This window comes from Kribbella sp. NPDC000426, from assembly GCF_040300265.1.
Lineage (GTDB): Bacteria > Actinomycetota > Actinomycetes > Propionibacteriales > Kribbellaceae > Kribbella.
This window is the reverse complement of sequence record NZ_JBEPDK010000002.1, coordinates 1112775-1138695: the sequence shown is the minus strand read 5'-3', so window position 1 is coordinate 1138695 and position 25921 is coordinate 1112775. Positions and strand designations below refer to the sequence as shown.

The following is a 25921-nucleotide window of genomic DNA, read 5'->3' as shown; positions in this document are numbered from 1 at the left end:
GAGGCGATGGGCAAGGGCGAGACTGGTCCCGTCGGTCAGAAGCTGGCGATTGCACTGGCGTTCGGGAGCTCCGCTGCCGTGATGGTGCTCGAGCTCGTGTCGCTGCGCCTGGTCGCGCCGTACATCGGGCTGACGCTGGAGACGAACACTGCGGTCATCGGGGTCGCACTGGCTGCGATCGCAACCGGTGCGGCTCTCGGCGGCAAGTTCGCCGACGTGGTGCCGCCGCAGCGGACGCTAGGCCCGCTGATCCTCTTCGGTGGCGCACTGGTGATGCTGATCCTGCCGGTGGTGCGGTGGACCGGTCAGGCGCTCGCCAACGACATGGTGTTCCTCGTACTCGCCGTCACGCTTTTCGCGCCGGCATCGCTGCTGGCGGCCGTCACACCGATGGTCACCAAGCTGCGGTTGTCCACGCTGGAGCAGACCGGCACTGTCGTCGGCAGGCTGTCTGCTTACGCGACCGTCGGCGGCATCGTCGGCACTGTGCTCACCGGATTCGTCTTCGTAGCCACCGTCCCGATCAGCACGATCATCCTGACGCTGGGCGCCGCACTGGTCGTTGCCGGTGCCGCACTGACCTTCCTGCTCCGTGGAGTGCAGGCAGCCGTGAAGCCGGTCGCTCTGGCGGTCATCGGCGCCACGCTGACCGTGGTCGCACCACGTCCGTGTGAGGTCGAGACGGCGTACCACTGCGCTCGTGTGGTGGCGGACCCCGGCCGTGAGGGTGGTCGGACGCTGTACCTGGACCAGCTGCGGCACTCGTACGTCGACCTGGACGATCCGACCTATCTGGAGTTCGAGTACATCAAGAACTTCGCTGCGGCGATCAACGGCAGCTGGCCCGAGAGCCGGGCGCTGGACGTGCTGCACGTCGGCGGTGGCGGGCTGACGATGCCGCGATACCTGACAGCGACCCGACCGGGCAGCAAGCACCAGGTGTACGAGATAGACCCGGCAGTGGTGGACCTGGACAAGAAGGAGCTCGGCGTACAGACCGGTCCGGACCTGGCGGTGACGGTGAAGGACGGCCGGCTCGGCGTGCGTGACCAGGCGACGGACAGCCGGGACCTGGTCCTCATGGACGCGTTCAGCGGCCAGTCCGTCCCGTGGCACCTCACGACCCGCGAGCTGATCACCGACGTACGCCGTGTGCTGCGGCCGGACGGGATCTACCTGATCAACGTCATCGATCACGGACCGGCCCGCTTCGCCAGGGCCGAGGTCAGGACGCTGCAGGCGGTCTTCCCGTACGTCGGACTGGTCGTGCGCACGAGCGGAAGCGGCGGGAACTTCGTCCTGATCGCGTCCGACCGGCCACTCGACGTACCTGCGATCAGCGAACGGCTCGAGCCCGGGAAGGAGCTCCAGGACAACCCGGCCGCGTTCGCCGGGAACGCACCGGTCCTCACCGACGACTACGCGCCTGTGGACCAGCTGCTCACGCCGTACGGTCAGTGACGCTCTTGTGGTTGCATGTGGTCATGCACCCACGCGCAGGCCAGCCCGCTCAGCCAGAGGACCTCGTCGACGTCGATGCCATGCTGGCGGCGTACGACGACATCACGCCGGACGTGGACAACCCGGCCCAGAAGGTCGTCTTCGGTACGTCGGGACACCGCGGCTCGAGCCTCGACGGCGCCTTCAACGAGGCACACATCCTCGCGATCACGCAGGCCGTCTGCGAGTACCGGGCCGGTCAGGGTACGACGGGACCGCTGCTGGTCGGGCGGGACAGCCACGGCCTGTCGGAGCCGGCCTGGCGGACGGTGCTCGAGGTGCTGGCCGGCAACGACGTACAGACGCTGGTGGACAGCGCGGACCGGCTCACGCCGACTCCGGCGGTCTCGCATGCGATCCTGCGGCTCAACCGCGGCGCCGGCGCGGATGCGGACGGCATCGTCATCACGCCGTCGCACAACCCGCCGCGTGACGGCGGCATCAAGTACAACCCGCCGCACGGCGGTCCGGCCGACTCCGACGCGACCAAGTGGATCGCCGACCGAGCCAACCAGCTGATCGCCGGCGGCAACCGCGAGGTGCGCCGTACGCCGTTCGAGCAGGCCCGTCAGCAGGCGGGGGACTACGACTTCGTCGGGCACTACGTCGACGACCTGCCCTCGGTGATCAACCTGGCCGCGATCCGCGACGTCGGCGTGAAGATCGGCGCCGACCCGCTGGGCGGCGCGAGTGTCGACTACTGGTCCGCGATCGCGGAGCGGCACGGTCTCGACCTGACCGTGGTGAACCCGCGGATCGACCCGGCCTGGTCGTTCATGACGCTGGACCACGACGGCAAGATCCGGATGGACTGCTCCTCGCCGTACGCGATGGCCTCGCTGGTCGCGCAGCGGGACAAGTACGACGTGGCGACCGGGAACGACGCGGACGCGGACCGGCACGGCATCGTCACACCGGACGCCGGACTGATGAACCCGAACCACTACCTGGCCGTCGCGATCTCCTACCTGTTCAGCAACCGCCAGTGGGGTGCGGACGTCGCCGTCGGCAAGACGCTGGTGTCGTCGTCGCTGATCGACCGCGTGGTCGCGGACCTGGGCCGTCGGCTGTGGGAAGTGCCTGTCGGCTTCAAGTGGTTCGTGCCCGGGCTGGTGGACGGCTCGGTCGGCTTCGGTGGTGAGGAGTCGGCCGGTGCGAGCTTCCTGCGCTTCGACGGCACAGTGTGGACGACGGACAAGGACGGCATCCTGCTGGCGTTGCTGGCGAGTGAGATCACCGCAGTGACGGGGGAGACGCCATCACAGGCCCACGCCAAGTTGGTGGAGCGGTTCGGTGCGTCGGCGTACTCGCGGGTGGACGCGCCCGCCACTCGTGAGCAGAAGGCCAAGCTGTCGGCCCTGTCCGCGGATGCAGTCACAGCGACCGAGCTGGCTGGTGAGCCGATCGTAGACCGGCTGACGAAGGCACCGGGCAACGGTGCCGCGATCGGCGGGCTGAAGGTCACCACCGAGTCGGCGTGGTTCGCTGCGCGCCCGTCCGGCACCGAGGACCTCTACAAGATCTACGGCGAGTCCTTCAAGGGCGCCGAGCACCTGGAGCAGGTCTTCGAACAGGCCCGCGACGTCGTGTCCGCAGCGCTCGCCTAGCGTACGAACGCGTCCAGCAACCGCTCAAGGTCCGCAGCGGGGTCCTCAGTGATCCCGCTGTGGATCGGCCCCGGGTGTACGACGGTACTGCGGGGGGCAGCAAGCCACCGGAACCGCTCGCTGATCGTGGTGCCCGCAGCCGGCCCTCCGACTGCTTCACCCGCGCAGATGGCCCGCACCTGCTCGAGTGACGCGCAGACGACGTCGACGTCGACGTTCGGGTCGAGGGCGCGCAGGCGATCCGGCTGCACGTCCCAGGCCGCACCCAGGTAGTCCAGTGCCCGGCAGTAGAGCACTGCGCCGACGTTGATGAACTCACCGCGCTGGATCCTCGGCGCTGCCCGCAGGATCACGTAGTCGAACGGCTTCACCGCGCACCTCCCGGCACCCAGGCGGAGCGGTGCTCGAGGCGGGCCAGCAGGTGGCCGAGGTACCGTTCGCGGTCGCCGTCCGCGATCCACTCGTCCGGCACGAGCCCGATCACTTCCGTCAACAGCTCCGGGGTGATCGCCGCGGCCAACTCGTCATCGACCTTCGCCGCTCCGGGTACTGCGACTGAGAAGACGTGGTCCGAGGCGTCGTACGGCAGCGAGGCGAACTTCTCCGCCGACATCCAGGAGTGGTGGAAGTACAGCGCGGCGCCGTGGTCGATGAGCCACAGGTTCTTGTGCCAGACCAGCAGGTTCGTGTTGCGCCACGACCGGTCGACGTTGGCCACGAACGCATCCAGCCACAGGATCCTCGCCATCGCCTCGTCGCCGGGGTTGCCCGCGGAGCCGTCGTACCCGAAGGAGCCCGGCAGGAAGTCGACGGCCAGGTTCAGGCCGGCGCTGCGGATCAGCAGTTCCTGGATCTCGAAGTCCGGCTCGGACTTGCCGATCGCCGGGTCGAGCTCGATCAGCTTCAGCTCCGGCACCCGCAGCCCGAGGCGCCGGAACAGCTCGCCGACGATCACCTCGGCCACCAGCGCCTTCGGCCCCTGGCCGGCGCCGTGGAACTTGATCACGTAGGTGCCAAGATCGTTGCCCTCGACAACACCAGGCAACGACCCACCCTCACGCAACGGCAACACGTACCGCGTCGCGGTAACCACAGGCAGACTCACGCCGGAGAGCTTAGGCCATGGGTACCTGGGCAGCGTGAGGATTCCGTCGTTCGGAGTGGAAGAAGAGCTCCTGCTGGTCTCCGCCACCGGCCATCCGCTGCCACGCAGCAAGGCGGTCGTGGCGGACCTGCCAGATGTGGAGCTGGAGCTGACGCGCGCCATGGTGGAGATCAACTCTCCGGTCTGCACCACTGCGGCCGAGCTGCACGGCCATCTGTCAGATCTGCGGGCCAAGCTCGCGCAGGCCGCGGCGGAGGAAGGTGCACGGCTGCTGGCGATCGCAGTACCGCCCCGGGGTGAGGCGGCACAGTCGATCACCAGGAAGGCACGCTACGAGGAGCTGGCGCTGCGGTGGGGGCTGCTGGCCCGTGAGCAGGGCGTCTGCGGCTGTCACGTCCATGTCGAGGTGCCGGACAAGCAGGCGGCCATCAGAGCCAGCAATCACCTTCGGCCATGGCTGCCGGCGCTCCTGGCCCTCACAGCGAACTCCCCGATCTACCTGGGCCGCGACACCGGCTTCGCGAGCTGGCGGTGGCTCATGACGACCAGGTGGCCGTGCGCCGGGCCGCCGCCGTACCTGGAGTCGCCGGAGCACTTCGACGCGCTGGTGAGCATGCATCTGGCGGCGGGCACGCTGATCGACGAGCGGATGGTCTACTGGGACATCCGTCCGTCGTCGCATCTGCCGACAGTGGAGGTGCGGGTCAGCGACGTACCACTGAGCGTTGACGAGACTGTCCTGCTGGCCACGCTGGTCCGCGCGCTGGTGATGACGGCACTGGAGGACGGCGGTCAGGGGCCGACGGTCGAGCCCGAGGTACTGCGGGCCGCGTACTGGCTCGCTGCCCGCGACGGGCTGACCGCGAACGGCCTGGACGTCCGCACCGCCGAGCCCCTACCGATGCCCGACCTCCTGCAACGACTGCGACAACACGCCCTACCAGCGTTGCAGGAACTCGACGCACTGGACCTCGTCGACGACGGCCTGCAGCGCGCCCTCACAGCCGGCAACGGCGCGATAAAGCAGCGCACAGCCTTTCACGCCAAAGCCGACCTCCTAACCCTCACAGAAATCAAGCCAGAACCAAAGAATTGAGAGCGTTAGAGCCTCGCCGAGTCGTGGAGAGTGGTTCAGAAAATCTGCCGTAATCCACGACTCGGCGTTTGGGGGTGGAACCATTCGCCACGACTCGGCGAGGTTGTGGGTGACGCGGGCCGGCGGATGGCGGGAATGCCGGTGTGTGACGTCGTGTGCTCGCGTCGCACAGCCGAACCTCCGGCTGACCGCCGAAGGCAGCCACCACTCTGAATCTCTTCTTTTCTTTGTCTTTTCTCTGAGTCAGCTTCTTAGGAAGTCTTCTAGGCCGTGGAGGTCGTCGGTGTTGATGTAGTCGACGTTGGCGGCTACCAGTTCGCGCCAGAGGGCTTCGCGGGTGGCGCCGGGGGTGTCTGGGGTTTCCCAGAAGCGGACTTTGTAGCCGGCGTGGTGGGCGGTGACGACGATGTCGTGCAGTTTGGTCTTCTCGGACTCCGGCATCGGGCCGACGCCGCGCCAGGTGAAGACGTTGGACCAGTTGTCGCTGACCAACGGCATGAGGGACGCCGGCATGCCGGACTGCAGATCGCCCAGCCGGCCGTCGTACCCGGCGAAGCGGACCTTCTGTGCCTTCATGTCGTCCAGCGGGCGGTTGCCACTGATGACGGAGGTGACCGCACCCTCCACCACCCGCCCGTCGACGAAACGAGTGCTGATACCGCGGTACTTCGCCAGCGCCCGGTCGACGGCGGCGTACGTCGACGGGCCGTCGCTCTTGATGTCGATCAGCAGCTGGAAGTCCCGGCCGTGCTTGTAGACCTGCCCGTGGTTCTGCCGGACCCGGTCCGCGAGCGGCTTGAGGTACAGGCTCTCCAGGTTGCGCCCGGGCTTGGCATCAGCCAGGTCGTGGGCGACGCGCAGCTCACCGTCGACCAGCCACACGTCCGCCTCGACGCTGTTGAACCCCCGGTCCAGCGCATCCTGCAACGGCCGCCGGTGGTTGTAGTCGTTGTGCGCATGCGCCGACGGCAACGCGCGGACGGCGGGAGCGTCGTACGCCTGCGGGAGCCGGATGCCTTCGGACCGTACGACGTCGCGCACGCGGTCCGGGTAGTCGCTGATGATCCCGTCGACGCCCTGCTCGATGAACCACTTGATGGTCGCCGGCTCGTCGACCGTCCACGGAACGACCTTCAGCCCGGCCTTGTGCGCCGCCTTCACGGCGTCCTTGGTGAAGTACGGGCGGAACCCCGGGTCGCCGATCTTGCCGCCCTGCGGGAAACCGTCGACCGGCGAGATCGCGGACGCGCCGAACGACTTCACCGCCTTCACAACATCGCCGCCGAAGTCGTCGATGTCGATACCGCCCAGCCACGGCGACCTGCCCGGCTTGCCGACCTGCAGGAAGTCGTAGTTGTCCAGCGCGACCAGCGGCAGCTGCGGCATCACCTGGTGCATCCGCATCAGCGAACCCCAGTCGAAGCTCTGGATCGTCACCTGGCGGGCGATGTTCGCCTTGCGGATCTCACTGGCGACCACCTGGACGAACTGCTCACGCGGAGCGGTCTCCGTCGGCGCACCGGCCTCGACCTTGGTCTCCACGTTCAGCTTGACGCCGTACGCGCGGTACCGGTGCACAAGCGCGAAGATGTCGCGCAGCTCCGGCATCCGCGCGCCCGGGTCGGGCTGCTGCTCCGGGAAGTTCGCCTGTGGCAACGAACCGCAGTCCAACTGCTTGACCTGCTTGAGCGACAGCGTGTTGATGAACTTGCCGACATACGGGTACTCCGGGTCGCCCGCGGTGTACGGCGCGGTGTCGCGGCATTTGTTCCCGTCGACCTTCCGGTCGTGGGTGACGACGGCGTACCCGTCCTGGGTGATCTGTACGTCGAGTTCCAGCGTGCTCACGCCGAGCTCGAGACCGTGCGAGAACGAGGCGATCGTGCTCTCCACGGTCAGGCCGAGGCCGCCGCGGTGGGCCTGGATGTCGAAGTCGCCACGGTGGGCGGCGGCCGGGGCGGCCGGAAGCAGCAGTCCGGCGATCAGCGCGCACGGAAGCAGTGCGCGGGGAAGGCGGCGCATGAGGGGTTCCTTCCGGAGGGGGCGGGACATTTCTGAGGCTGTCTGCCGTAGGAGTACCCAGTTCCGCGTCGGGGTAGCCGGGAAGTGACCAGACGGCTACGGAGCGGAGCTGATTCGCCGGACGGACTGACTCTCAGCACTGATCGAGCCGTCCTTGAAGGCCTTGTCCAGCGCGCCCTCGGTACGCCGGGTCAGCGTGATGTCGACGGGACACGTCGTCGTGGTCCCGGGCGTCGGTGTGGTCGCCAGCGGCTTGATCGACCCGGTGGGGATGGAGACCGACGTACGGCCGGGCTCCAGCGGCAGACTGCCCGTCTGGATGCACTGCCCGGCCCACGTGAGCACGGACGGCAGCTGCGACGGCTCGCTCTCGAAACGCACCGGTACGGCGGAGCGGCGCGAGTACGTCGTACCGGCGAGCGGACTGGTCAACCGGACGCGCTCGGGCAGCTTGACCGTGGACTGCGGCGCTGCATCGTCACCACTGCCGCGCTTGAGGTTGAAGGTGATCTCGGTGCCCGGATCGACCACGCCGTCCAGTTGTCCGGTGTAGTCGGTGACGCCGGCCGACCGGTGGTGCTTCAGGTCGACGTCCTTGCCGCCACCGCTCGCCTTGATCGACTCACCGTCACCCAGCTCGACGAACGTCAACGTGCCAACGCGAAACGAGGCACTCACGTCGGCGTCGTCACCCGACTCGGGCAGGGTGACGACCAGCGTGGCGGTCATCCCACTGGTCCGGATGTCCTTCGACTGCACGGTGGAACACCCGGCCAGAACCAGGAGGACCAGGAGTACTGCGAGGGCCGCGATTCGCTTCACAGCCCGCGAAGCTAGCAGTGCAAAGGGTTACTCGTACTGGAGTGCCTCCAGCGGGTTCAGCTTGGCCGCGCGCCGGGCCGGCCAGATCGCGGCGAAGATCCCGACCACCACCGAGACCACGGCGAAGATGACGAGCTGCGAGACCGGGACGGTGAACGAGATCTCGTCCAGCCGGGCGGCCAGCAGCCACGCGAGCAGCAGGCCGACCAGGATCCCGATCACCGCGCCGATCAGCGCCGTGATCACGCTCTCCTGCCGGATCATCCGCTTCACCTGGCCGCGGGTCAGGCCGATCGCGCGCAGCATGCCGAGCTCGCGCGTTCGCTCGAAGACCGTCAGCACCAGCGTGTTGACGATGCCGAACAGGCTCACCAGCACCGACAGCGCCAGCAGCACGTACAGGACGTTCAGCAGGCTCTTCACGTTGTCGGTCTGGGACTTCTTGAACTGCTCGATCGTCATCGCCTTGGCGTTCGGGAACGGGCTCAGCGCGGCGTTCAGCGCGGCCGTGTTCTCCGCCGTCACGCCGTCCCGGATGTTCAGGAACGTGTAGATGTTCTGCGGCTGCGGAGTCGCGGCGTCGAAGGTCGTCGTCGCGATCGTCACGTTGCCGAACGGCGATCCGCCGGCCGGCGGCTTGAAGATGCCGCGGACCTGGAACTGCAACGTCTTGCCGGTCACCGTCTCCAGGGTGATGGTCGAGCCCTCACTCAGCCCGTGCTCCTTCGCGTAGTCGGAGTCGACGATCGCGCCGTTCGGCTCGAGCTCGCTCAGCGACGTCTGCGAGCCCGCCTGCCAGTCGAACCTCAGCAGTTGCGACGCGGTCCGATCGATCGCTGTGATCGGGATGGTCTTGTCGAAGGCGCGAGCCTGCCCGCCACGGACACTCGTCACCGCCTCGACCGACGGCACCTTCGCAACGGCGTCGGCAACAGCCGGCGGCAACGGGCTGAAGTTGTTCTGCGCGGTGATCGCGTAGTCGGAGCTCGAGATCCGGTCGACTGCGTCCTCGAACGGCTTGATCAGCCCGGCGCCGAGCGTGGCGACCAGCGTGACCAGGGCCAGGCCGATCATCAGCGCAGCGGCCGTCGACGCGGTCCGGTGGGGATCACGCCGGCTGTTCTGCCCGCCGATCGCGACCGCGGGCCGGTCCGGGAGGATGCGCGGGAACTCCGGGTGCCGCCCGAACAGCCGACGTACCGCCCACACCGGGACGAGGATGAACGGCCAGGCGATAGTCGTGAGTACGACGACCGCCCAGCGCGCGACAGGGTCCGCGAAGGCTGCCATCGGACGGACGAGCCGGGAGGAGAACGCGGCGATGCCGACGAAGAGCAGCAGCACGCCCGCGCCGAGCAGCGACAGCAGCGTGCTCGTCTTCAGACCGTCGGCGAACAGGCCGACGAGAACCAGCGCGACACCGGCCGCGGCGAGCAAGGCCGCTCCGATCGGACGGAAGCGGTTGAACCGTCCCGGTGCGAGAGTCGCACCTTCGCGGACAGCCGCGATCGGCGGCACCCGGGTAGCCCGCCAGGCCGGCCGCAGGCTCGCGAGCACGGTGACGAGTACGCCGACGATCAACGCGACGATGACGGTCCGGGTCTGGAACACCAGCCCGTCGTTCGGCAGGGTGAAGCCGATCGCGTCGAACAGCTTGAACAACCCGGTCGCGATCGCGAGGCCGAGGAACAGCCCGATGACGGCGGACACGATGCCGGTGACGAGTGCCTCGAGCACGACCGAGCCCAGGATCTGCCGGCGGGACGCGCCGAGGGTGCGGAGGGTCGCGAACTCGCGGGTCCGCTGCGCGATCGTGATCGACAGCGAGTTCGCGATCACGAACGAGCCGACGAACAGCGCGATCGCCGCGAACACGAGCAGGAACGTCTGCAGGAAGTTCAGGAACTCCGTCGTACCGGCGGCGTCCTCGGCGGCCTGGTCCGCGGCACTACGGACCTGGGTGCCGGGGGGCAGGACGCGATTGACCGCGTCGATCAGCTGCTGTGTGTCGGTGCCGGACTTCGCGGCGAGCAGGATCTGGTCGAGCTTGCCCGCCTTGTCGAAGATGCGTTGTGCGGTGCCCAGGTCGAATCCGGCCAGCGTCGCGCCGCCGATCGACGAGACGGCGCCGAACTCGACCAGCCCGGAGATCCGCATCCGCTCGACCGATCCGCGGGCCTGTACGCCGATCTCGTCGCCGGCCCGGAATCCCTTCTTCTGCGCGGTCTGCGTGTCGATCACGACCTGGTCCGGCGCCGGCCAGGACCCGGCTACGAGCGTCAGCGAGTTGAACTGCGGCAGCGTCGGGTCGACGCTGAACCCGAGGTTCGGCGCGCCGCCGAAGACGATCGCCTTGCCGTCCTTGCCGATCAGCTGCGCCTCGCCGTTGACCGCACCGCCGGCCGCGCCGACCTCGGGCAGGTCCCGGACCTTCGGCAGCAGGTCGGCCTGGAACGACGGCGCCGTCGCGGTGCCGTCCTCGGCCGTGTCGAATGCCGACTTGCCGGTGATCGCGGCGTCGGTGTTCTTGTAGTTCTGGGTGAAGATCGAGTCGAAGGCGGACGTGATCGAATCGGTCAGCACGTACGTGCCCGAGATCAGCGCGACCCCGAGGACGACGCCGATCGCGGTCAGCGCCGTACGGAGTTTGCGGGCCAGCAGGCCTTGGACCGCGAACCTGATCACTGCAGGTCCAGCGTGTCGATGATCTGCAGGATCTCGTGCTGGCTGGAGCGGCCGGTCTCCTTCACGATCTCGCCGTCGGCCAGGTACAGCACGCGGTCGGCCATCGCGGCCGCCCGGGCGTCGTGCGTCACCATCACCAGCGTCTGGCCGTACTCCTCGACCGAGGACCGCATCAGCGTGAGGATCTCGCCGCTGGTCCGGGAGTCCAGGTTGCCGGTCGGCTCGTCCGCGAACACCACCGTCGGCCGCGACACCAGCGCGCGGGCGATCGCGACCCGCTGCTGCTGGCCGCCGGACAGCTCGGCCGGCCGGTGCTCGAGGCGGTCGGTCAGACCGACCCGCTGGACCAGGTCGCTGAAGTACTGCGGGTCAGCCTTCGCGCCGGCGATCGTCAGCGGCAGCAGGATGTTGTCCCTGGCGCTGAGCATCGGCAGCAGGTTGAAGAACTGGAAGATGAAGCCGATGTGTTGCCGTCGCAGTTTGGTCAGCGCGTCGTCGCCGAGCGTGGTGATCTCGGTGCCGGCGATCAGCACCGAGCCCGATGTCGGACGGTCCAGCCCGGCCAGGATGTGCATCAGCGTCGACTTGCCCGAGCCCGACGGTCCCATCACCGCGGTGAGCTGGCCCGCCTCGATCTGGACGTCCACGCCGCGCAGCGCCTGGACTGCCGTGTCCCCTTCGCCGTAGACGCGGACGAGTTCGCGCGCCTCGACTACCTCGCTTGTGGTCACCACCATGCCGACCATCGCCCCCCTCGGCGAATCAGCGGCCCCCAGCCTGTCCGGTTAGTTCTTCCGAGTCTGACCGCGATCGACCTGTTTCCGACAGGGGGTTTTCCCCGGATAGTCCCTGAACGGTCAGATCCAGCCTCGACGAGCGGCGTGGAAGCCGAGCTGGAGGCGGGTGTCCGCGGAGACAAGGTCCATCAAGGCCCGGACGCGGCGCTGGACCGTGCGCATGGAGAGGTTGAGCTGGTTCGCCACTGCCTGGTCCGTGAGGCCGGCCAGCAGCAGACCGAGGATGCGGGCGTCCAGGTCAGGTAATCCGTCAGTCGGGCCTTCCGCCATTCCGTTCGAGCCCAGTACGAGCGGTAGCCCGTCCCGCCACACCCGGTCGAACAGTGCGAGCAGGGCGTCGAGCATGCCGCTGCTGTGCACGATCAGCGCGCCGATGTTGCCTCCGGCCCCGGACAGCAACGGCACCAGGGCAATCCGCCGGTCCACGATCAGCAACCGCATCGGAAGCTCTTGTACGACGCGGACCTCCTCGCCCGCGTTCAGCGAATCGGACGCGGCAGCAAAGAACCCAGGCCGGTTGAAAGCGCTCCGCTCGATCAGTACGCGGTACCGCACGCCTCGGGTGACCGCGGCGTCCTCCTCCTTGTTGTCCTCCGGCGGCACGACCGCGATCTCTGCCTTGACGAAGCCCAGCACCTCCTCCCGCGCCGACATCTGCAGCTGTGCGAACCGCTGCCCGACCGCATTGGCTCCGCGCACCACGTCCACCACGTCGCTGACCGACCGCTCGGTGTCCGTACCGCGGTAGACCTCGGCCAGCGACTCGATCTCGCGCTGCGCTCTTCGCAACTCCTCCTCGCGTTGCACTGCCAGTGCAGCAAGGGCGACGGACGGCGGCGAGGCGACGTACCGGTCCGAGCCGCCGCTGGACCGCGCAGCCAGCCCGAGGGTCTCCAGGGCGGTCAACGAGCGAGCAGCCTCGATCGGGTGACAGCCGAGCCGGGCGGCGAGCTCGGCAGCGTCGTACGACGGCACCTCGACGAGGGCGCGGTACGCGAGTTCTTCGGGGTCATCCAGTCCGAGCACGTCGAGCACGATGCCTCCCGGTGGGCGGGGGAGTGGGAGTCAGAGCCTGGCGGGTAACCGCATTGTCGCAATCTTGCCACCAGCTGCCCATCCTTCGCTGGCGGTTTTGCGATGAACTCGTCCCCATGCGCAAAGCCTCCCTAGGCGTGGCTCTCTCCGCCCTTATTGCCCTCACAGTCACACCCGCAGCCGCGGCGCCGCCAAAGCCCTCCTTGCCAGTGCAGGTCGACGGCACCAAGTCCGTCACCCTCATCACCGGTGACAAGGTGCAGGTGTCCCCGGCCGGCTCAGGCCGCAGTAACGTCCGCTTCTTCCCCGCATCCGCCGACACCGGCTACGAGACACGGACCGTCGGTAAGGACCTGTACGTCGTACCCGACAGTGCAGCTCGTCTCGTCAACAGCGGCAGGGTGGATCAGGCGCTGTTCAACGTGAGCGGTCTGATCCGGCAGGGGTACGACGACTCGTCCACCGACCAGATCCCCGTCATAGCGACCTACAAGCCGACCGCCCGCGCTGCACAGCAGGCCGTGCCCGCCGGCTCCACCCGCACCCGGATGCTGCCGTCCGTGAGTGCTGCGGCGTACAAGACCGACAAGACCCGTGCGAACGACACCTGGAAGGCTCTGTCGACCGGCCGGGACGTCCAGAAGCTCTGGCTCGACATGAAGGTGCACAAGACCCTCGACCAGAGCGTCCCGTACGTCGGAGCCCCGCAAGCCTGGGCCGCCGGATACGACGGGACCGGTACGACGGTCGCCGTACTGGACTCAGGTGTCGACGCGGAACACCCTGACCTGGTCGGGGCGGTCAAGGAGCAGAAGAACTTCACCGACAGCCCGGATGTGGCCGACCACGACGGCCACGGCACCCACACGTCCTCCACGGTCGCCGGTCGCGGTGTCGCATCCAACGGCCGCAACAAGGGCGTCGCTCCGGGCGCACAACTGCTGTCCGGCAAGGTCCTGAACGACTACGGCAGCGGCGACCTCTCCTGGATCATCGCCGGCATGGAATGGGCCGTTGCCGAAGGCGCCGACGTGATCAGCATGAGCATCGGTACGTCGGAGCCCGTCGACTGCACCGACCCGATGGCAGCCGCCGTCGACCGGATCAGCGCCGAGTCCGGCGTCCTGTTCGTCGTTGCTGCAGGCAACCTTGGCGGACCGGCCGAGGCGATCACCAGCCCGGGCTGCGCCGCTTCGGCGATGACCGTGGCAGCCACCGACCTGACGCAGACCACCGCATACTTCTCCAGCCGCGGCCCGGTCCTCGCGAACCACGCCGTCAAGCCCGACATCGCAGCGCCCGGCGTGGACATCACGGCCGCGCGGGCAGGCGGCCGCGGCGACTCGGCGTACGTCGACATGAGCGGTACGTCGATGGCCACGCCGCATGTCGCCGGCGCGGCGGCGATCCTCAAGCAGGAGCACCCGACCTGGGCCGGTCAGCAACTGAAGGCGGTCCTGCAGAACTCGGTGCGCGCGGAGAGCAAGGTCGGCATCTACGAGCAGGGCGCCGGTGAGCTCGACGTCGCACAGGCCGTGACGCAGCAGGTCACTGGCCCGGCCACCACCGACCTCGGCACGTTCGCGTGGCCGCACACCTCCGGCCAGAAGGTCACCAAGCAGCTCACATACCACAACGACGGAACCGAACCAGTCACGCTGACCGTCACGGCCGATGCCCGGGGCAACAACGGGAAACCGTTGCCGTCGTCCCTGATCACCTTCGGCAAGTCGGTGACCGTCCCGGCCGGCGGCACCGCCGATCTGCCCGTCACCGTCGACCCGTCGGCAGCCCTGGACTACGGACTGTACGGCGCGATCAGCACCCGCGTGGTTGCCAAGAGCAACAGCGGCGCGACCGTGGTCACGCCGCTCGGCTTCTACCTCGAACCGCAGTACGTCGATGTCACGTTCAAGCTGGTCGACCGCCACGGCAAGCCGGCCACGTCGATCTCCGCGCTCGACGTCTTCGACCTCGACAGCATCGCCGCGCAGCGAGTCGGATTCGACGGCACCGACCAGACGCTCCACCTGCGCGCCGGCACCTACTCGCTGGCCGCGACGATCGCGCACGACGGCACCGACGGGTTCGTCGACTCCTACGCGTTCCTCGGCGATCCCGAGATCACCCTGACGAAGAACACCACGATCACGTACGACGCCCGCACCGCGGCCGAGGCGACCGTGACGACCGACAGACCGACGCAACGCAAGGGCGGCAGCCTGACGTACGGGCGGGTCATCGACAACTGGGTCCTGTCCTCCAGCCGGAGCTACGGCACCACGGTGAAGTCGATCTACCTCGGTACGACGCCGAAGGCCCGCCGCGGGACGTTCGAGGTGGTCGAAGGCTGGCAGTACGCGTCACCGGCCGGCGCGAAGTCGCCGTACCTCTACAGCCTGGCGTTCACGCACGAGCAGCAGGTGAAGGGCAGGCCGACGCACCGGATCCGCGACCGCGACCTGGCGACGATCGACGCGACGTACTACACGCCTGGCAAGGACTACACCTACTCCGAGTACGTCGACGTGTGGCGGCCGTGGAGCATCAACCTGATCCCGACCGGCGACCGCGGATCGGTCGCCGCGCCGACGCGCGTGCAGCACCTGGTGACCGCCGACAAGGACACCAAGGTGTCGCAGATGGTCGGGCATTCGGACGCGATGGCGTGGCCGTTCGCAACGCTGATGACGTCGACGGCGACGGCGTACAGGGCGGGGAGCCGGCACAGCGAGAGCTGGTACAAGGCCGGGCTGCGACCAGGGCTGGTGACCGATCAGACGACCGGTCAGAAGTACGCACCGGCCGCACGTGACGGCAACACGATCTGGAGCAACTTCGCGAGTTGGGCGGACACGCAACCGGGTCACTTCTCGTCGCAGGGTTTCCTCGACCTCGGCGGAACCGAGCTGTTTGCGAACGGCGTCTCGCTGGGGGAGTACGGGTACTACGGCCAAGGCGTGTGGGACGTGCCGGCCGCGGCGACCGATCTCGAGCTGAAGTACGACCTGATCCGCTGGCAGCGGGGCGACTACAAGTGGGAATCGCCGGCAACGGTCGAGACGCGGTGGAAGTGGCGCAGTTCGTCGGCGGACGCGGGTAAGCCGCTGCCGCTGCTGTTCCCCGACTACGACCTGCCCGTCGACCTGCACGACCGCGCACCGCGGGTGCCGGCGTTCCCGGTCACGATCAGCGCGGAGTCCGGTCAGTGGTACACCGCCGGCCGGTTCACGACGGCCCGGGTTACTGCCTCGTACGACGACGGGGCGACCTGGACGACGGTGCCGACCGTGAACCTCGGCACGAAGGCGATCGCGCTGGTCGACAACCGGAAGGCGACCTCGTTCGTCACGCTCAAGGTCGAGCTGACCGACAGCCACGGCAAGTCGGTGACGCAGACGCTCAACCGCTTCTACGGAGTGAGTTAGAGGGTGCCGGACCGGGAAGCGCCTCACGGCGCGTGGCCGCTCGTAGCGGCTTAATTTGGGACCCGGGGCTTGCACCGGCCCGACACCTCGAACAGTGTAACCGGTGCCCAAACCCCTTGTCCTGTTGGGATCTCGGGCCGCGAGACCGTATAACATCCGAACGCGCCGGACGCAACTACCACAGATGTCCGGCGCGTTCGGCGCGGGCCGCGGTCTGCAGCTGATCTGCGGTCTCGACCAGTTTCGACGCGGACAGCACCCGGTCGTGGCCGTCGTCGGCGAGGTGCGCCCGCCCGGTCGCGACGATCCGCGCGAACGCGGCCGCGCGGTCCAAGGTAGTCGCGAAATCGCCGGTCGCGACACCACGCAGTACGGCGTCGACCATGTCGCGGACCTCGGTCGGGCCGGGCGGCTCGGCGACGCCCGCGACGACGGCGTGCACCTCGGCGTACTTGCGGCCGGTGGCGAACTCGCGGGACACCTCGTCAGCGTTCGAGTGCACCCAGGACCGCAGTACGTAGAGCCGCCACAGCGCACCCGGCAACGAGTCGGCGGGGGAGTCGGACCACAGCTCGGCCAGCTCGTCGAGACCGTACTCGTCGGCCAGCTTGACCACCCGGGCATGCACCTCGGCGTCCTCGGACTTCCGTACGCCGCGGACCAGCAGCTCGGCCGTCCGGTGCGCGGCCTCGGTCACGGTCGCCGGGTCCGAGGCCCCGGGCAGCGACTCGAACAACTTGTTGCCGGGCAGGATCGGACGGCGCGGGTTGGGGGTGGTCACGGCGTCCATGGTGCCTGACGCGGCGAACGTCCGCATGCCGACGCGACCCGATGGCTCGAAATGCGCTTGCGAGGGCTGGTCTACTGAGTGCGTGATTCCTCTGGACAACTCACCGCAGGCGCAGGCGCTCCGGGCCGCGTACGACGGCCAGATCCGTTCCCGCCCGGGCAGTGCCAACGGCGGCACGGTCGATCTCGTCGGACCGTTGATCCGCAAGGTCGGCTTCGAGGGCGACGGCTTCGTGCAGTACCTGGGCGGCGTCGATGGCGCTGAGCTCGATCAGCTGATCGCGGACCAGGTCGAGTACTTCCGGAAGCTCGGCGCGAAGTTCGAGTGGAAGTACTACTCGCACGATCTGCCGGCGGATCTGCCCGAGCGGCTGACCGACGCCGGCCTCGTGCCGGACGAAGAGGAGTGCCTCCTCCTCGGTGACGTGGCGGAGCTGTCCAGTGACGTCGTCCTTCCCGAAGGCATCCGGTTGCGTGAGGTCACGTCGCGCGCGGACCTGGAGCGGATGCAGGCGATGGAGGAAGAGGTCTGGGGGTACTCGCACGCCTGGCTGCCGGACGCGCTGAGCCGAGCGATCGCCGCCGACGAACCCGCGACGGTGCTCGTCGCGGAGACCGACGAGGACGACGCCAAGATGGTGTGCGCCTCGTGGATCCGGTTCCACACCGGCACCGAGTTCGCCTCGCTCTGGGGCGGCTCGACGCTGGCCGAGTGGCGCGGGCGCGGCATCTACCGGGCTCACGTCGCCTACCGGCGGAACCTCGCGGCCGAGCGCGGGTTCCGGTACCTGCAGGTGGACGCGTCGCCGGACAGCCGCGGCATCCTGGCCCGACTGGGCCTGCGACCGGTTTCGGTCACCGTGCCGTACATCTGGAAGCCGTCATCCGCTGATCGTTAAGTTCTGGCGCGGAATGGGCGAGTCGGCGTCGTTGGGCGCATACTGATCCTCTGATGGAGACCTCCCGCGCGACGACGCGTCGTCACCTGTCCACGAGTCCTTTCACCCCCCGGACCGCTGCCCCGGTCAAGACCTTCAAGGCTGGTGATCGGGTCTCCCACGACAGGGAAGGTATCGGCCGGATCAGCACGGTCGAGGGCACTCACGCCGTGGTGGTCGACCTCGGGGGCGGCCGGCTGCTGCGGGTCATGGCGCCGTTCGACAAACTGCACACGCTTTGACCGTGTGAGGTCAGTACCCTCGACCCATGGCGGGTGCGGGGAAACCGAGTGGCAAGCTGGCCAAGAACGTCGTCAAGTACGGCGTGCGGTACGGGCCGTTGATCGTCGAGGCGGTGCGGCACGGGCGTGAGCCTGCGCAGCAGGCGGTCCAGGCCGCGTGGGCGAAGCGGTCCGCGCGCCGGAAGGCGGTCGAGCATGCTCTCACTGTGCGCGACGGATCCTTGCTGAAGGTGATCAAGGACGGTCAGGCGATCTTCTTCGTGTTCTCCGGGGACGCGATCGTCACGACGTACCCGCCGGTGCCGCAGGCGACGTACCCGGAGCTGCTGCGGCACGCGGACCTGGACAAGCGCGAGCCGGCCGTCGTACTCGCGGCGCGGAAGCCGAGACCGCACCTGCCGCACCTGCCGAACGTACGCCGCAAACGTTGACGCGGGCGTAACATCCCGGACCCGGCGGGGCAACAGGCCGGACGCAGAGTGGAAGCACGTTTCCACGAGGGAGGGCGTCCGCATGCTCTGGAAGATCAGGACCGAACTAGCCGACCGGCCCGGTGCATTGGCCGAACTCGCTGCACGGTGTGGTGCGGACGACATCAACATCCTCAGCCTCGAGGTCTTCACCGCCGAGACCGGCGCCGTCGACGAGCTGGTGGTCTCCACCGGTGTCGGCTGGAGCGCCGACGACCTGGCCGCGCTCGTGGCCGAGGCCGGTTGCGTCGGTACGACGGTGCGCCCTTGCCAGGCCGACGTACTGAGTGACGCGCCGACGCGCTACCTGCGCGCGGTACTGCGGTTGCTCGACGACCCGGTGTCCGTCGACGAGGAGCTGGGCAACCTGCAGGGCTTCGACGAGTACACGCCGGCGGAGTGGGCGCGGGCCGACGTACTCGTGGAGATCGCGGGACGGCTCGCGGAGCGGTTCGACGTCGTGGAGGGGCCCCGGCCCGGCAGCGGCGTACCTGTGCTGCGGACGGCGACCGTCGAGGACGCCGACGCTGTAGTCGCGATGCATGAGCGGTGCTCGTACGAGAGCCGCACCCGGCGGTACCACGTGCCGATGCCGAAGCTGACCGGCCGTACTGCGCGGCACCTGTCCGCACCGGCCGGTGGCGTATCGGTGGTCGCGGACGTGGACGGCGCCGTGATCGGGATGGCGACGGCGGCGCCGTGGGAGGAGCTGGGCAGTACGACGATGGAGGTCGCCGTACTGGTCGAGGACGGCTGGCAGGGACAGGGGCTCGGGCTCCGCCTGCTGCGCCAGGTGGTGGAGGAGGCGCGGACGCTCGGAACCGACCGGGTCGTCTGCATGGTGCAGCCGGAGAACCACGCGATGCTGCGGACCCTCGAGCGGTTGCGGATGCGGTCGCGGGTGATCCGGGACGGCGACAGTCTGATGGTCAGTGTCGCTCTGTCCGACCGGAGCCTGTCGCATGCGGTGGATCGGCCCGCGGTGCAATATCGTCATACGCGTGCCACCCCTTCCCACCGGTCGGAACCCCCACGGTCTGCTGGTCAACCTGCCCGCGAGCACGCGCTCGCCGCTCTTTCAGCTCTTCAGCCGGATTCTGATCGCGCTGGGGCTGCTGACCGTGATGGTGCTGATCGTGGTGGTCGACCGTGACGGGTACCGGGACAGCTACGACGGCAAAGTCGGGCTGATCGACAGCATCTACTACGCAACCGTCACGCTCACCACGACCGGGTACGGCGACATCACACCGGTGACGCCCACTGCCCGGCTGGTGAACGCCTTCATCGTGACTCCGCTGCGGATCGCGTTCCTGGTGGTTCTGGTCGGTACGACACTGGAAGTGCTGGCCAACGAGGGTCGCCGGATCATGCGCGACACGCGCTGGAGGAAACGGATGAAGGACCACACCATCGTCGTCGGCTACGGCACCAAGGGCCGCTCCGCCGTACAGACGCTGATCAGCAACGGGGTCAAACGCGACAACATCGTCGTGATCGACCCGCGGGCGCAGGCGATCGGTGACGCGGGCAACGACCAGATGGCCGCCTTCCACGGCGACGCGACCAACCGGACCGTCCTGCGCCGCGCCGAGGTGATGACCGCGCGCGAGGTGATCGTGACGACCGACCGGGACGACTCGGCCGTCCTGGTCACGCTGGCGGTGCGGCAGCTGAACCCGAACGCACACGTCGTCGTCGCGGTCCGCGAGGAGGACAACGTCCCCCTGCTCCGGCAGAGCGGCGCGGACGCCGTCGTCACCTCGTCGGAGGCCGTCGGCCGGCTGCTGGGCCTGACCTCGGTCAGCCCGAACCTCGGCGAGGTGATGGAGGACCTGCTCACCTACGGCGAAGGCCTCGAGGTCGCCGAACGCCCCGTCCTCGGCCGCGAGGTCGGCAAACCCCCGTCCGCCGTCCCCGACCGCGTCGTCTCGGTGGTCCGCGACGGCAAGGTCCACCGCTACTACGACTCCAACGTCTCCGTCCTCGCCGCGGGCGACAAGCTGATCGTCGTCCGCCCGGCCAAGGAGACGCCGTGGGCCGAACGCCCCGGCGCCGACGAGACCGAGGAGTAGCCGTCAGGCTTCGGGCTTCCACTCTTCCCATGTGCCCTGATCGTTCAGCATCTCGAGCTTTCCCTTCTGCTTCCTGATGGTCCGGTTGCCGGTGACGATCCAGCCGCCGACGAGGTGCTTCGTGAAGAAGGCGACGGCGGCGATTGTCTCGCCTACCGACGTCAAACCGGTGTACGTGTTCGCCCGGAAACTCAGGTAGAAGCCGGCGAACACCGCCCACAAGGCAGGCACCCACAGCGCACTCGGATGCGGAGCGTCCAGGAACGCGGCGGCGGTGATCACCGCGAACGATCCGGCGAACGCCGCGACCGTCCACCAGCCCCGGATCCCCAGCAGCATCAAGGCCGTCATGGCAACGGTCGCGATGATCATGAGCGCTGTGCTCCGGCCGGACCACTGCGCAGGCGTTGCCAGGTGCGCCATCGCCACCACAGACGCGCAGGCCACCAGTTGGGCCAGGTTGGGCACGGTCCACAGGGGGTAACCGACCTTGAGTGGTGGTAGGTAGGGGTTCGGCTTCGCCTTAGGCAGGTCCGCTTGCTTCCACAGTTGCCGGTGGTGACCGGTCGGAGGATTCTTATCCTTGGTTTCGTCGGCCTCCAGCGTCCAGGTCAGCCCGACCGTGCTCCAACCCAGCGCCGCGAATGCCAGCACACCGAGGCCCGGGGCGAGCAGGCCGCTGAGGCTCCGGTCGTAGCCGGCGACCGCCAGACCGAGGCAGAACCGCAACGGGTAGCCGACTGCCACCAAGATGATGACGAGCACCGACAGATCCTGGTGCCGAGCAGTTTCGTACGCCGCCCCCAGTGCGAAGATCAGCGCGATGCCGATCAGCAACGCAGTACGACTGCCTTCGGGTGCGCCCAGAGCGAGCACGAGTGCAGCAGCGATTCGCCAGGCGGCGAAGAGTGCCGTCGCTTGCGGGCTCTCTTCCGTGTCGGGCAGGCGCCGCCGCTTGCTTGCCATCGGATGGAGTCGGTCACGGGCGAGGCCGCGGATGTCGTTCCACTGGTACCGGGCCTGATAGGCCAGCAACTCGAGGACGATCCATCCCCAGATCGCCACCAACGACCAGTGCGCGAAATCCCGGTGCGGGATGTCGCCCAGGAACCCCGCGAGGATGACGCCGGCGAAGTAGTACAGGCTCTTGACCAGGTCAGCGGGCCGGGGAAGCAGGAGGTACGAGAGCAGTCGCTTCTCGTCGTTCACAGCAGCTTCGGCGGCCGGATCAGGCCCGCCGCCTTGCGCCGAGATCCGAGCCGCCAGCCGCTTGTGAGCGGCGCTGTAGAACGCCTGTCCACGCGCGGTTGCTGTCCACATCAGATAGCCCAGCGTCAGGATCGCCGACGCGTACCCGACCGTCATCGCAGCGGCCCACGGTCCGGGGACATGTGTGCCGATCAGGATGAGGATGACGATGAAGGCCGACATCGCGATGGAGATGAGCAGAACGGTCAGCAGTCGGTAGACGCGGTGCCCGTGTCGCAAACCAACCAGCGCGCCGGACAGCCGGATGAACGATGGGCTCGGAGTCGGAGCACCGGGCACCCAAGGAGTCTGGCTCGCACTCGTACCTTCGGTGAGTTGCTCCTCGAGGTCGCGCATGTAGTGGGTGCGCAAGGTTGCTTGGGCGCCGGCCTGGGCAAACATCGCGAACAACGCGAGTGGCACCAGCGGAGTGAGCACCAACAGGCCCGCCGGTATCCCGTCCCCCGGCTTCGGCGCGCCCAGGACGTATCGACCGATCAGTCCGGCAAGGGCGCCGAGGGTGGTCAGCGCGAGCGAGGCGAGACCGACCTGGGTGGCCTGGAAGGAACGCTCATCCTCCCTCGTCGCGACGTAGTCCTCGATCATCGCCGTCTGGTCGCCCTGGTGCGCGGCTGGAGTCATGCGCGAATGCCCTTCTCGTCAGCCAATGGCCGATGCGGTCTTGGACTCGGGGGTACAGCGGTCTGTCTGCGACCTGGAGATGCACGAACGTGTATCCAAGCCGGACGGCAAGCAGTCCGTCGGTGAGGGCGACGTCACCGCAGACGACGCCAGGAGCTCCGTTGTGCATGAGGTTCAGACGTCGCCGGCTGGTCCACGGTTTCCAGGCCCGCGTGATGAGATTCCCGGTCAGGGCTCGATCGAGACCGGGGAAGGCGCGCCGCGAGTTCGTGACCACGAGCAACGTCCGTACGCCGCCGGCTCGCGCCCTGCTGACCAGGTCAGCCAGGCTGACGTGCCAGTGGCCGTCCGGGACCTGCCAGTCGATCAGCAGCGGCTCGGCGTCCAGGACAAGAACCTCTGGACGGTAGCTGAGGCACACGTCGAGGGCGGACTCCGGTGTGCACCGGGCGTACGCCGCCTTCTGACGCATCGTTGCCCCCCGCCACTGCTCGAGCCGACCGCGAGACAGGACGAACCAGCGTAGGGCCGATCGCCCGGCGCCGCCAGAGCCGATCACGGTTCTGCCGAGGTCACGATCGGGTCGCGTGTGTCAGTCGTCACCCGTGGCGGGTTGACCGCTGGGCGGCGGCGTCCTACTGTCGGGCTTGTAAACGATTACAAGAACGATTACAGGAGGTCGGCGTGAGTCGTCCGACGATTGCCGGGGTGGCTCGGGCGGCGGGGGTCTCGGTGGCGTCGGTGTCGCGCGTTCTGAACGGGTTGCCTGCCACCGAGGAGATGGTCGAGCGGGTGCAGCGGGCGGTTCAGGAGCTCGGGTACGTGCCGGATGCGCGGGCCCGGTCGCTGAAGGTGGGGCGGACGTTCCAGTTGACGCTCGCGGTCGCGGATGTCGGTAACCCGGTCTACGTGACGATGATGCGCGCGGTCGAGGAGGTCGTGTCCGCCGCGGGTTACCGGTTGGTGGTGACGACGACCGGGCCGGACGTGGTCGACGAGGTCGCGCTGGTGCGGGGGATGGCGCGTGGGTACGCCGACGGCCTGCTGATCAGCCCGATCCGCGTCGACGAGGACCTGGTCAAGTCGATCCGCGAGTGCGAGGTCCCGGTGGTCGTCGCCGGTAACGTCCCGGCCAAGGCCGGCGTAGACACCGTCCGCGCGAACTCTCCCAAGGGCATGCTGCTCGCCGTCGAACACCTGGTAGCCCGCGGTCGCACCCGAATCGCCTTCCTCAACGGCCCCGCCGACACAGTCCCCGGCACCGCCCGCTCCAAAGGCTTCACCGAAGCCCTCAAAGCCCACAACCTCAACCCAATCGCGGTAGCCGAAGCAACAGACTTCACCTTCGCCGCCGGCAGATCAGCTGCCCCTGCATTGCTCGCCTCCGACGGGTTCGACGCGGTGGTTTGTGCGAACGACCTGCTCGCCGTGGGGTTGATGCACGAGTTGGCTGCCGTGGGGTTGGACGTGCCAACGGATGTCGCGGTGGTGGGGATGGACGACAGCGAGTTGGCCGAGCAGTGTTCGCCGACGTTGACGAGTGTGAATCTGGGGTCGGCCGAGCGGGGGCGGCGGGCGGCTGAGTTGCTGTTGGCAAGGATCGAGGACAACGAGCGGACGCCGCGGCGGATCGTCGTACAGCCGTCGTTGAGTGTCAGGAGGTCCACCCCGTGACGGCGACCCTGACTGCGCCGACGCAGGTGCAGAAGCCGGGTAGGCCCAAGCAGAACAGGGAAGCGATCTTGCTGTTCCTGCCGGCCCTGCTGCCGGTGCTGATCCTCAGCGTCTACCCGCTGATCCGCGGTATCGCGCTCGGCTTCACCGACGCGCGCGCCGGCCTGCACGTCGAGACGAACTTCGTCGGCTTCGACAACTTCAGCAAGCTGTTGCACAACAACCTGTTCTGGGACTCGTTCCGGATCGGCGTGATCTGGACGCTGTCGGTCACGATCCTGCAGTTCGTCGCCGCGCTCGGCCTCGCGCTGCTGCTCAACACCGACATCAAGTTCCGCGGCGTCGCCCGCACCCTCGCGCTGATCCCGTGGGCGATGCCCCCGGTGGTCGTCGCGATCATGTGGCGCCTGCTGCTGCACCCGACCAACGGCCCGGTCAACGAGATCCTGCAGAACCTGCACCTCACCGACCACCCGATCAACTTCCTCGGCAACTTCAGTACGGCGCTGCCGGCCGTGATCGTGGTCGGTATCTGGGTCGGCATGCCGATGACCACGGTCACCCTGCTGGCCGGCCTGCAAGGCATCGACCGCACCCTGTACGAGGCGGCCGCGGTCGACGGCGCCGGTGCGTGGAGCCAGTTCTGGAACATCACGCTCCCGCAGCTGCGCACGGTCATCGTCGCGATCACCAGCCTCGACATGATCTGGAACTTCAACTCGTTCGGCCTGGTCTACGTGCTGACCGCCGGCGGCCCGGGCGGCAAGACGATGCTGCCGATGCTGTTCGCCTACAACGAGGCGTTCCGGTACGGGAACTTCGGGATGGCCGCCGCGATGGGTGACGTGATGGTCGTCATCATCATCCTGTTCCTGTTCTTCTACCTGCGGAACCGCCTGCGGAGCGAAGCATGAGAACCCGTCCGGCAACCCGTGTCCTGCAGTACGTCGCGGTCCTCGCGTACCTGGTCTTCCTCGGCTTCCCGCTGCTCTGGCTGATCTCCAGCTCGCTCAAGTCGCCGCGGGAGTTCGCCAGCGTCACGCCGTCGATCCTGCCGAAGCACGTCGACTTCTCCAACTACACCGACGCGCTCAACGAGCAAGGTCTGGTCCGCGGCCTCGGCAACAGCCTGCAGATCTCGATCTACAGCACGATCCTGGTGCTGATCGTGGCGCTGCCGGTCTCGTACGCGCTGGCCCGCTTCCGCAGCCGGCTGCGTCCGCTGACGAACGGCTGGATCCTGGTCAGCCAGGTGTTCCCGGTGATCCTGATCGTGATCCCGCTGTTCATGATCCTGCGCCCGCTGCACCTGACGAACACGATCCCCGGCGTGGTGATCGTCTACATGGTCTGGTCGCTCCCGTTCGCGCTGTGGATGCTGCAGGGGTACGTCGCTGCCGTGCCGCGCGAGCTGGAGGAGGCGGCCTCGGTCGACGGCGCGAGCCGGGTGCGGACGATCGTCTCGATCGTGATGCCGCTGCTCCGCCCCGGCCTGATCGCGACCGCGATGTTCACCTTCATCTCGGCGTGGAACGAGTTCTTCTTCGCCCTGGTCCTGTTGCAGGACCCGCAACTCAAGACCCTTCCGCTGGTGCTCGCCCGCTTCGTCGGTGCCGAGGGCCAGGTGCAGTTCGGCCCGCTCGCCGCCGCCTCCGTGCTGGCCACAGTTCCCAGTCTCGTGTTCTTCGCCTTCCTGCAGCGCCGGTTGACCTCCGGCCTGCTGAGCGGCGCAGTCAAAGGTTAGGA

Annotated in this window: 22 protein-coding genes; 12 read left to right on the top strand and 10 right to left on the bottom strand. The window is 68.1% G+C overall.

The genetic code is table 11. The features are described from left to right. The first annotated feature begins 6 nt into the window (after positions 1-6). On the top strand, positions 7-1461 hold the full coding sequence (locus ABT313_RS13085) for a fused MFS/spermidine synthase (protein ID WP_350851778.1): 1455 nt from the start codon (positions 7-9) through the stop codon (positions 1459-1461). Positions 1462-1484: 23 nt separating this feature from the next. After that, complete coding sequence (pgm, locus tag ABT313_RS13080; RefSeq protein WP_350851777.1) at positions 1485-3107, top strand: phosphoglucomutase (alpha-D-glucose-1,6-bisphosphate-dependent); 1623 nt, start codon at positions 1485-1487, stop codon at positions 3105-3107. Here pgm and ABT313_RS13075 read toward each other — a convergent pair. Both ABT313_RS13075 and ABT313_RS13070 read right to left on the bottom strand, forming a co-directional pair. Continuing rightward, positions 3104-3478, bottom strand: a complete 375-nt coding sequence (locus tag ABT313_RS13075; RefSeq protein ID WP_350851775.1) for a DUF3037 domain-containing protein — start codon at positions 3476-3478, stop codon at positions 3104-3106. The genes pgm and ABT313_RS13075 overlap by 4 nt on opposite strands. Beyond that, positions 3475-4212, bottom strand: coding sequence for a HipA family kinase (locus tag ABT313_RS13070; protein ID WP_350851773.1), 738 nt, complete (start codon positions 4210-4212; stop codon positions 3475-3477). Before ABT313_RS13070 ends, ABT313_RS13075 begins: the two co-directional genes overlap by 4 nt. A gap of 34 nt (positions 4213-4246) precedes the next feature. On the opposite strand from ABT313_RS13070, the gene ABT313_RS13065 reads away from it, so the two are divergent. Further along, positions 4247-5308, top strand: coding sequence for a carboxylate-amine ligase (locus tag ABT313_RS13065; RefSeq protein WP_350851771.1), 1062 nt, complete (start codon positions 4247-4249; stop codon positions 5306-5308). A gap of 243 nt (positions 5309-5551) precedes the next feature. Here the strand turns inward: ABT313_RS13065 and ABT313_RS13060 are convergent, their stop codons facing one another. From ABT313_RS13060 to ABT313_RS13040, 5 genes are all read right to left on the bottom strand, one after another. Then, the gene (locus tag ABT313_RS13060; protein ID WP_350851769.1) at positions 5552-7330 is read right to left on the bottom strand and encodes a glycerophosphodiester phosphodiesterase family protein; all 1779 of its coding nucleotides are present in this window, start codon (positions 7328-7330) and stop codon (positions 5552-5554) included. A gap of 96 nt (positions 7331-7426) precedes the next feature. Then, positions 7427-8152, bottom strand: a complete 726-nt coding sequence (locus tag ABT313_RS13055; RefSeq protein ID WP_350851768.1) for a hypothetical protein — start codon at positions 8150-8152, stop codon at positions 7427-7429. A 27-nt stretch (positions 8153-8179) separates the two neighbouring features. Then, complete coding sequence (locus tag ABT313_RS13050) at positions 8180-10837, bottom strand: ABC transporter permease (RefSeq protein ID WP_350851766.1); 2658 nt, start codon at positions 10835-10837, stop codon at positions 8180-8182. Then, positions 10834-11574: an ABC transporter ATP-binding protein gene (locus ABT313_RS13045; RefSeq protein ID WP_350851764.1), complete on the bottom strand. Its 741-nt coding sequence runs from the start codon at positions 11572-11574 to the stop codon at positions 10834-10836. The genes ABT313_RS13050 and ABT313_RS13045 overlap by 4 nt, the downstream gene beginning before the upstream one ends. A gap of 120 nt (positions 11575-11694) precedes the next feature. Next, positions 11695-12669, bottom strand: coding sequence for a hypothetical protein (locus tag ABT313_RS13040; RefSeq protein ID WP_350851762.1), 975 nt, complete (start codon positions 12667-12669; stop codon positions 11695-11697). A gap of 116 nt (positions 12670-12785) precedes the next feature. Between ABT313_RS13040 and ABT313_RS13035 the strand changes: the two genes are divergently transcribed. Next, positions 12786-16097 (top strand): S8 family serine peptidase, encoded by a 3312-nt coding sequence (locus ABT313_RS13035; RefSeq protein ID WP_350851760.1) that lies wholly within the window; start codon positions 12786-12788, stop codon positions 16095-16097. A 175-nt stretch (positions 16098-16272) separates the two neighbouring features. Here the strand turns inward: ABT313_RS13035 and ABT313_RS13030 are convergent, their stop codons facing one another. After that, positions 16273-16887 carry a hypothetical protein gene (locus tag ABT313_RS13030; protein ID WP_350852137.1) on the bottom strand — a complete coding sequence of 205 codons (615 nt, stop codon included), beginning with the start codon at positions 16885-16887 and terminating at the stop codon, positions 16273-16275. A gap of 82 nt (positions 16888-16969) precedes the next feature. Between ABT313_RS13030 and ABT313_RS13025 the strand changes: the two genes are divergently transcribed. From ABT313_RS13025 to ABT313_RS13005, 5 genes are all read left to right on the top strand, one after another. Next, a complete protein-coding gene (locus ABT313_RS13025) occupies positions 16970-17785 on the top strand; it encodes a GNAT family N-acetyltransferase (RefSeq protein ID WP_350851758.1) in 816 nt (271 codons plus the stop codon). A 53-nt stretch (positions 17786-17838) separates the two neighbouring features. Then, a complete protein-coding gene (locus ABT313_RS13020) occupies positions 17839-18066 on the top strand; it encodes a hypothetical protein (RefSeq protein WP_350851756.1) in 228 nt (75 codons plus the stop codon). A 26-nt stretch (positions 18067-18092) separates the two neighbouring features. Continuing rightward, positions 18093-18497 (top strand): hypothetical protein, encoded by a 405-nt coding sequence (locus ABT313_RS13015; protein WP_350851754.1) that lies wholly within the window; start codon positions 18093-18095, stop codon positions 18495-18497. An 82-nt stretch (positions 18498-18579) separates the two neighbouring features. Beyond that, on the top strand, positions 18580-19689 hold the full coding sequence (locus tag ABT313_RS13010; RefSeq protein ID WP_350851752.1) for a GNAT family N-acetyltransferase: 1110 nt from the start codon (positions 18580-18582) through the stop codon (positions 19687-19689). Continuing rightward, on the top strand, positions 19661-20611 hold the full coding sequence (locus tag ABT313_RS13005) for a potassium channel family protein (protein ID WP_371403377.1): 951 nt from the start codon (positions 19661-19663) through the stop codon (positions 20609-20611). Before ABT313_RS13010 ends, ABT313_RS13005 begins: the two co-directional genes overlap by 29 nt. Positions 20612-20614: 3 nt before the next feature. Here ABT313_RS13005 and ABT313_RS13000 read toward each other — a convergent pair whose 3' ends face one another. Together ABT313_RS13000 and ABT313_RS12995 are read right to left on the bottom strand one after the other, a co-directional pair. Beyond that, the gene (locus tag ABT313_RS13000) at positions 20615-22501 is read right to left on the bottom strand and encodes a UbiA prenyltransferase family protein (protein WP_350851748.1); all 1887 of its coding nucleotides are present in this window, start codon (positions 22499-22501) and stop codon (positions 20615-20617) included. Then, positions 22431-22973 carry a hypothetical protein gene (locus tag ABT313_RS12995; protein ID WP_350851746.1) on the bottom strand — a complete coding sequence of 181 codons (543 nt, stop codon included), beginning with the start codon at positions 22971-22973 and terminating at the stop codon, positions 22431-22433. The genes ABT313_RS13000 and ABT313_RS12995 overlap by 71 nt, the downstream gene beginning before the upstream one ends. A 212-nt stretch (positions 22974-23185) precedes the next feature. On the opposite strand from ABT313_RS12995, the gene ABT313_RS12990 reads away from it, so the two are divergent. From ABT313_RS12990 to ABT313_RS12980, 3 genes are read left to right on the top strand one after another with little or no spacing between them, the layout of a single operon-like run. Next, entirely contained in the window at positions 23186-24175 is a 990-nt protein-coding gene (locus tag ABT313_RS12990) for a LacI family DNA-binding transcriptional regulator (RefSeq protein WP_350851744.1), read from the top strand. Continuing rightward, entirely contained in the window at positions 24172-25089 is a 918-nt protein-coding gene (locus ABT313_RS12985) for a carbohydrate ABC transporter permease (RefSeq protein ID WP_350851742.1), read from the top strand. The genes ABT313_RS12990 and ABT313_RS12985 overlap by 4 nt, the downstream gene beginning before the upstream one ends. Continuing rightward, complete coding sequence (locus ABT313_RS12980; protein WP_350851740.1) at positions 25086-25919, top strand: carbohydrate ABC transporter permease; 834 nt, start codon at positions 25086-25088, stop codon at positions 25917-25919. Before ABT313_RS12985 ends, ABT313_RS12980 begins: the two co-directional genes overlap by 4 nt. The last annotated feature ends 2 nt before the right edge of the window (positions 25920-25921 follow it).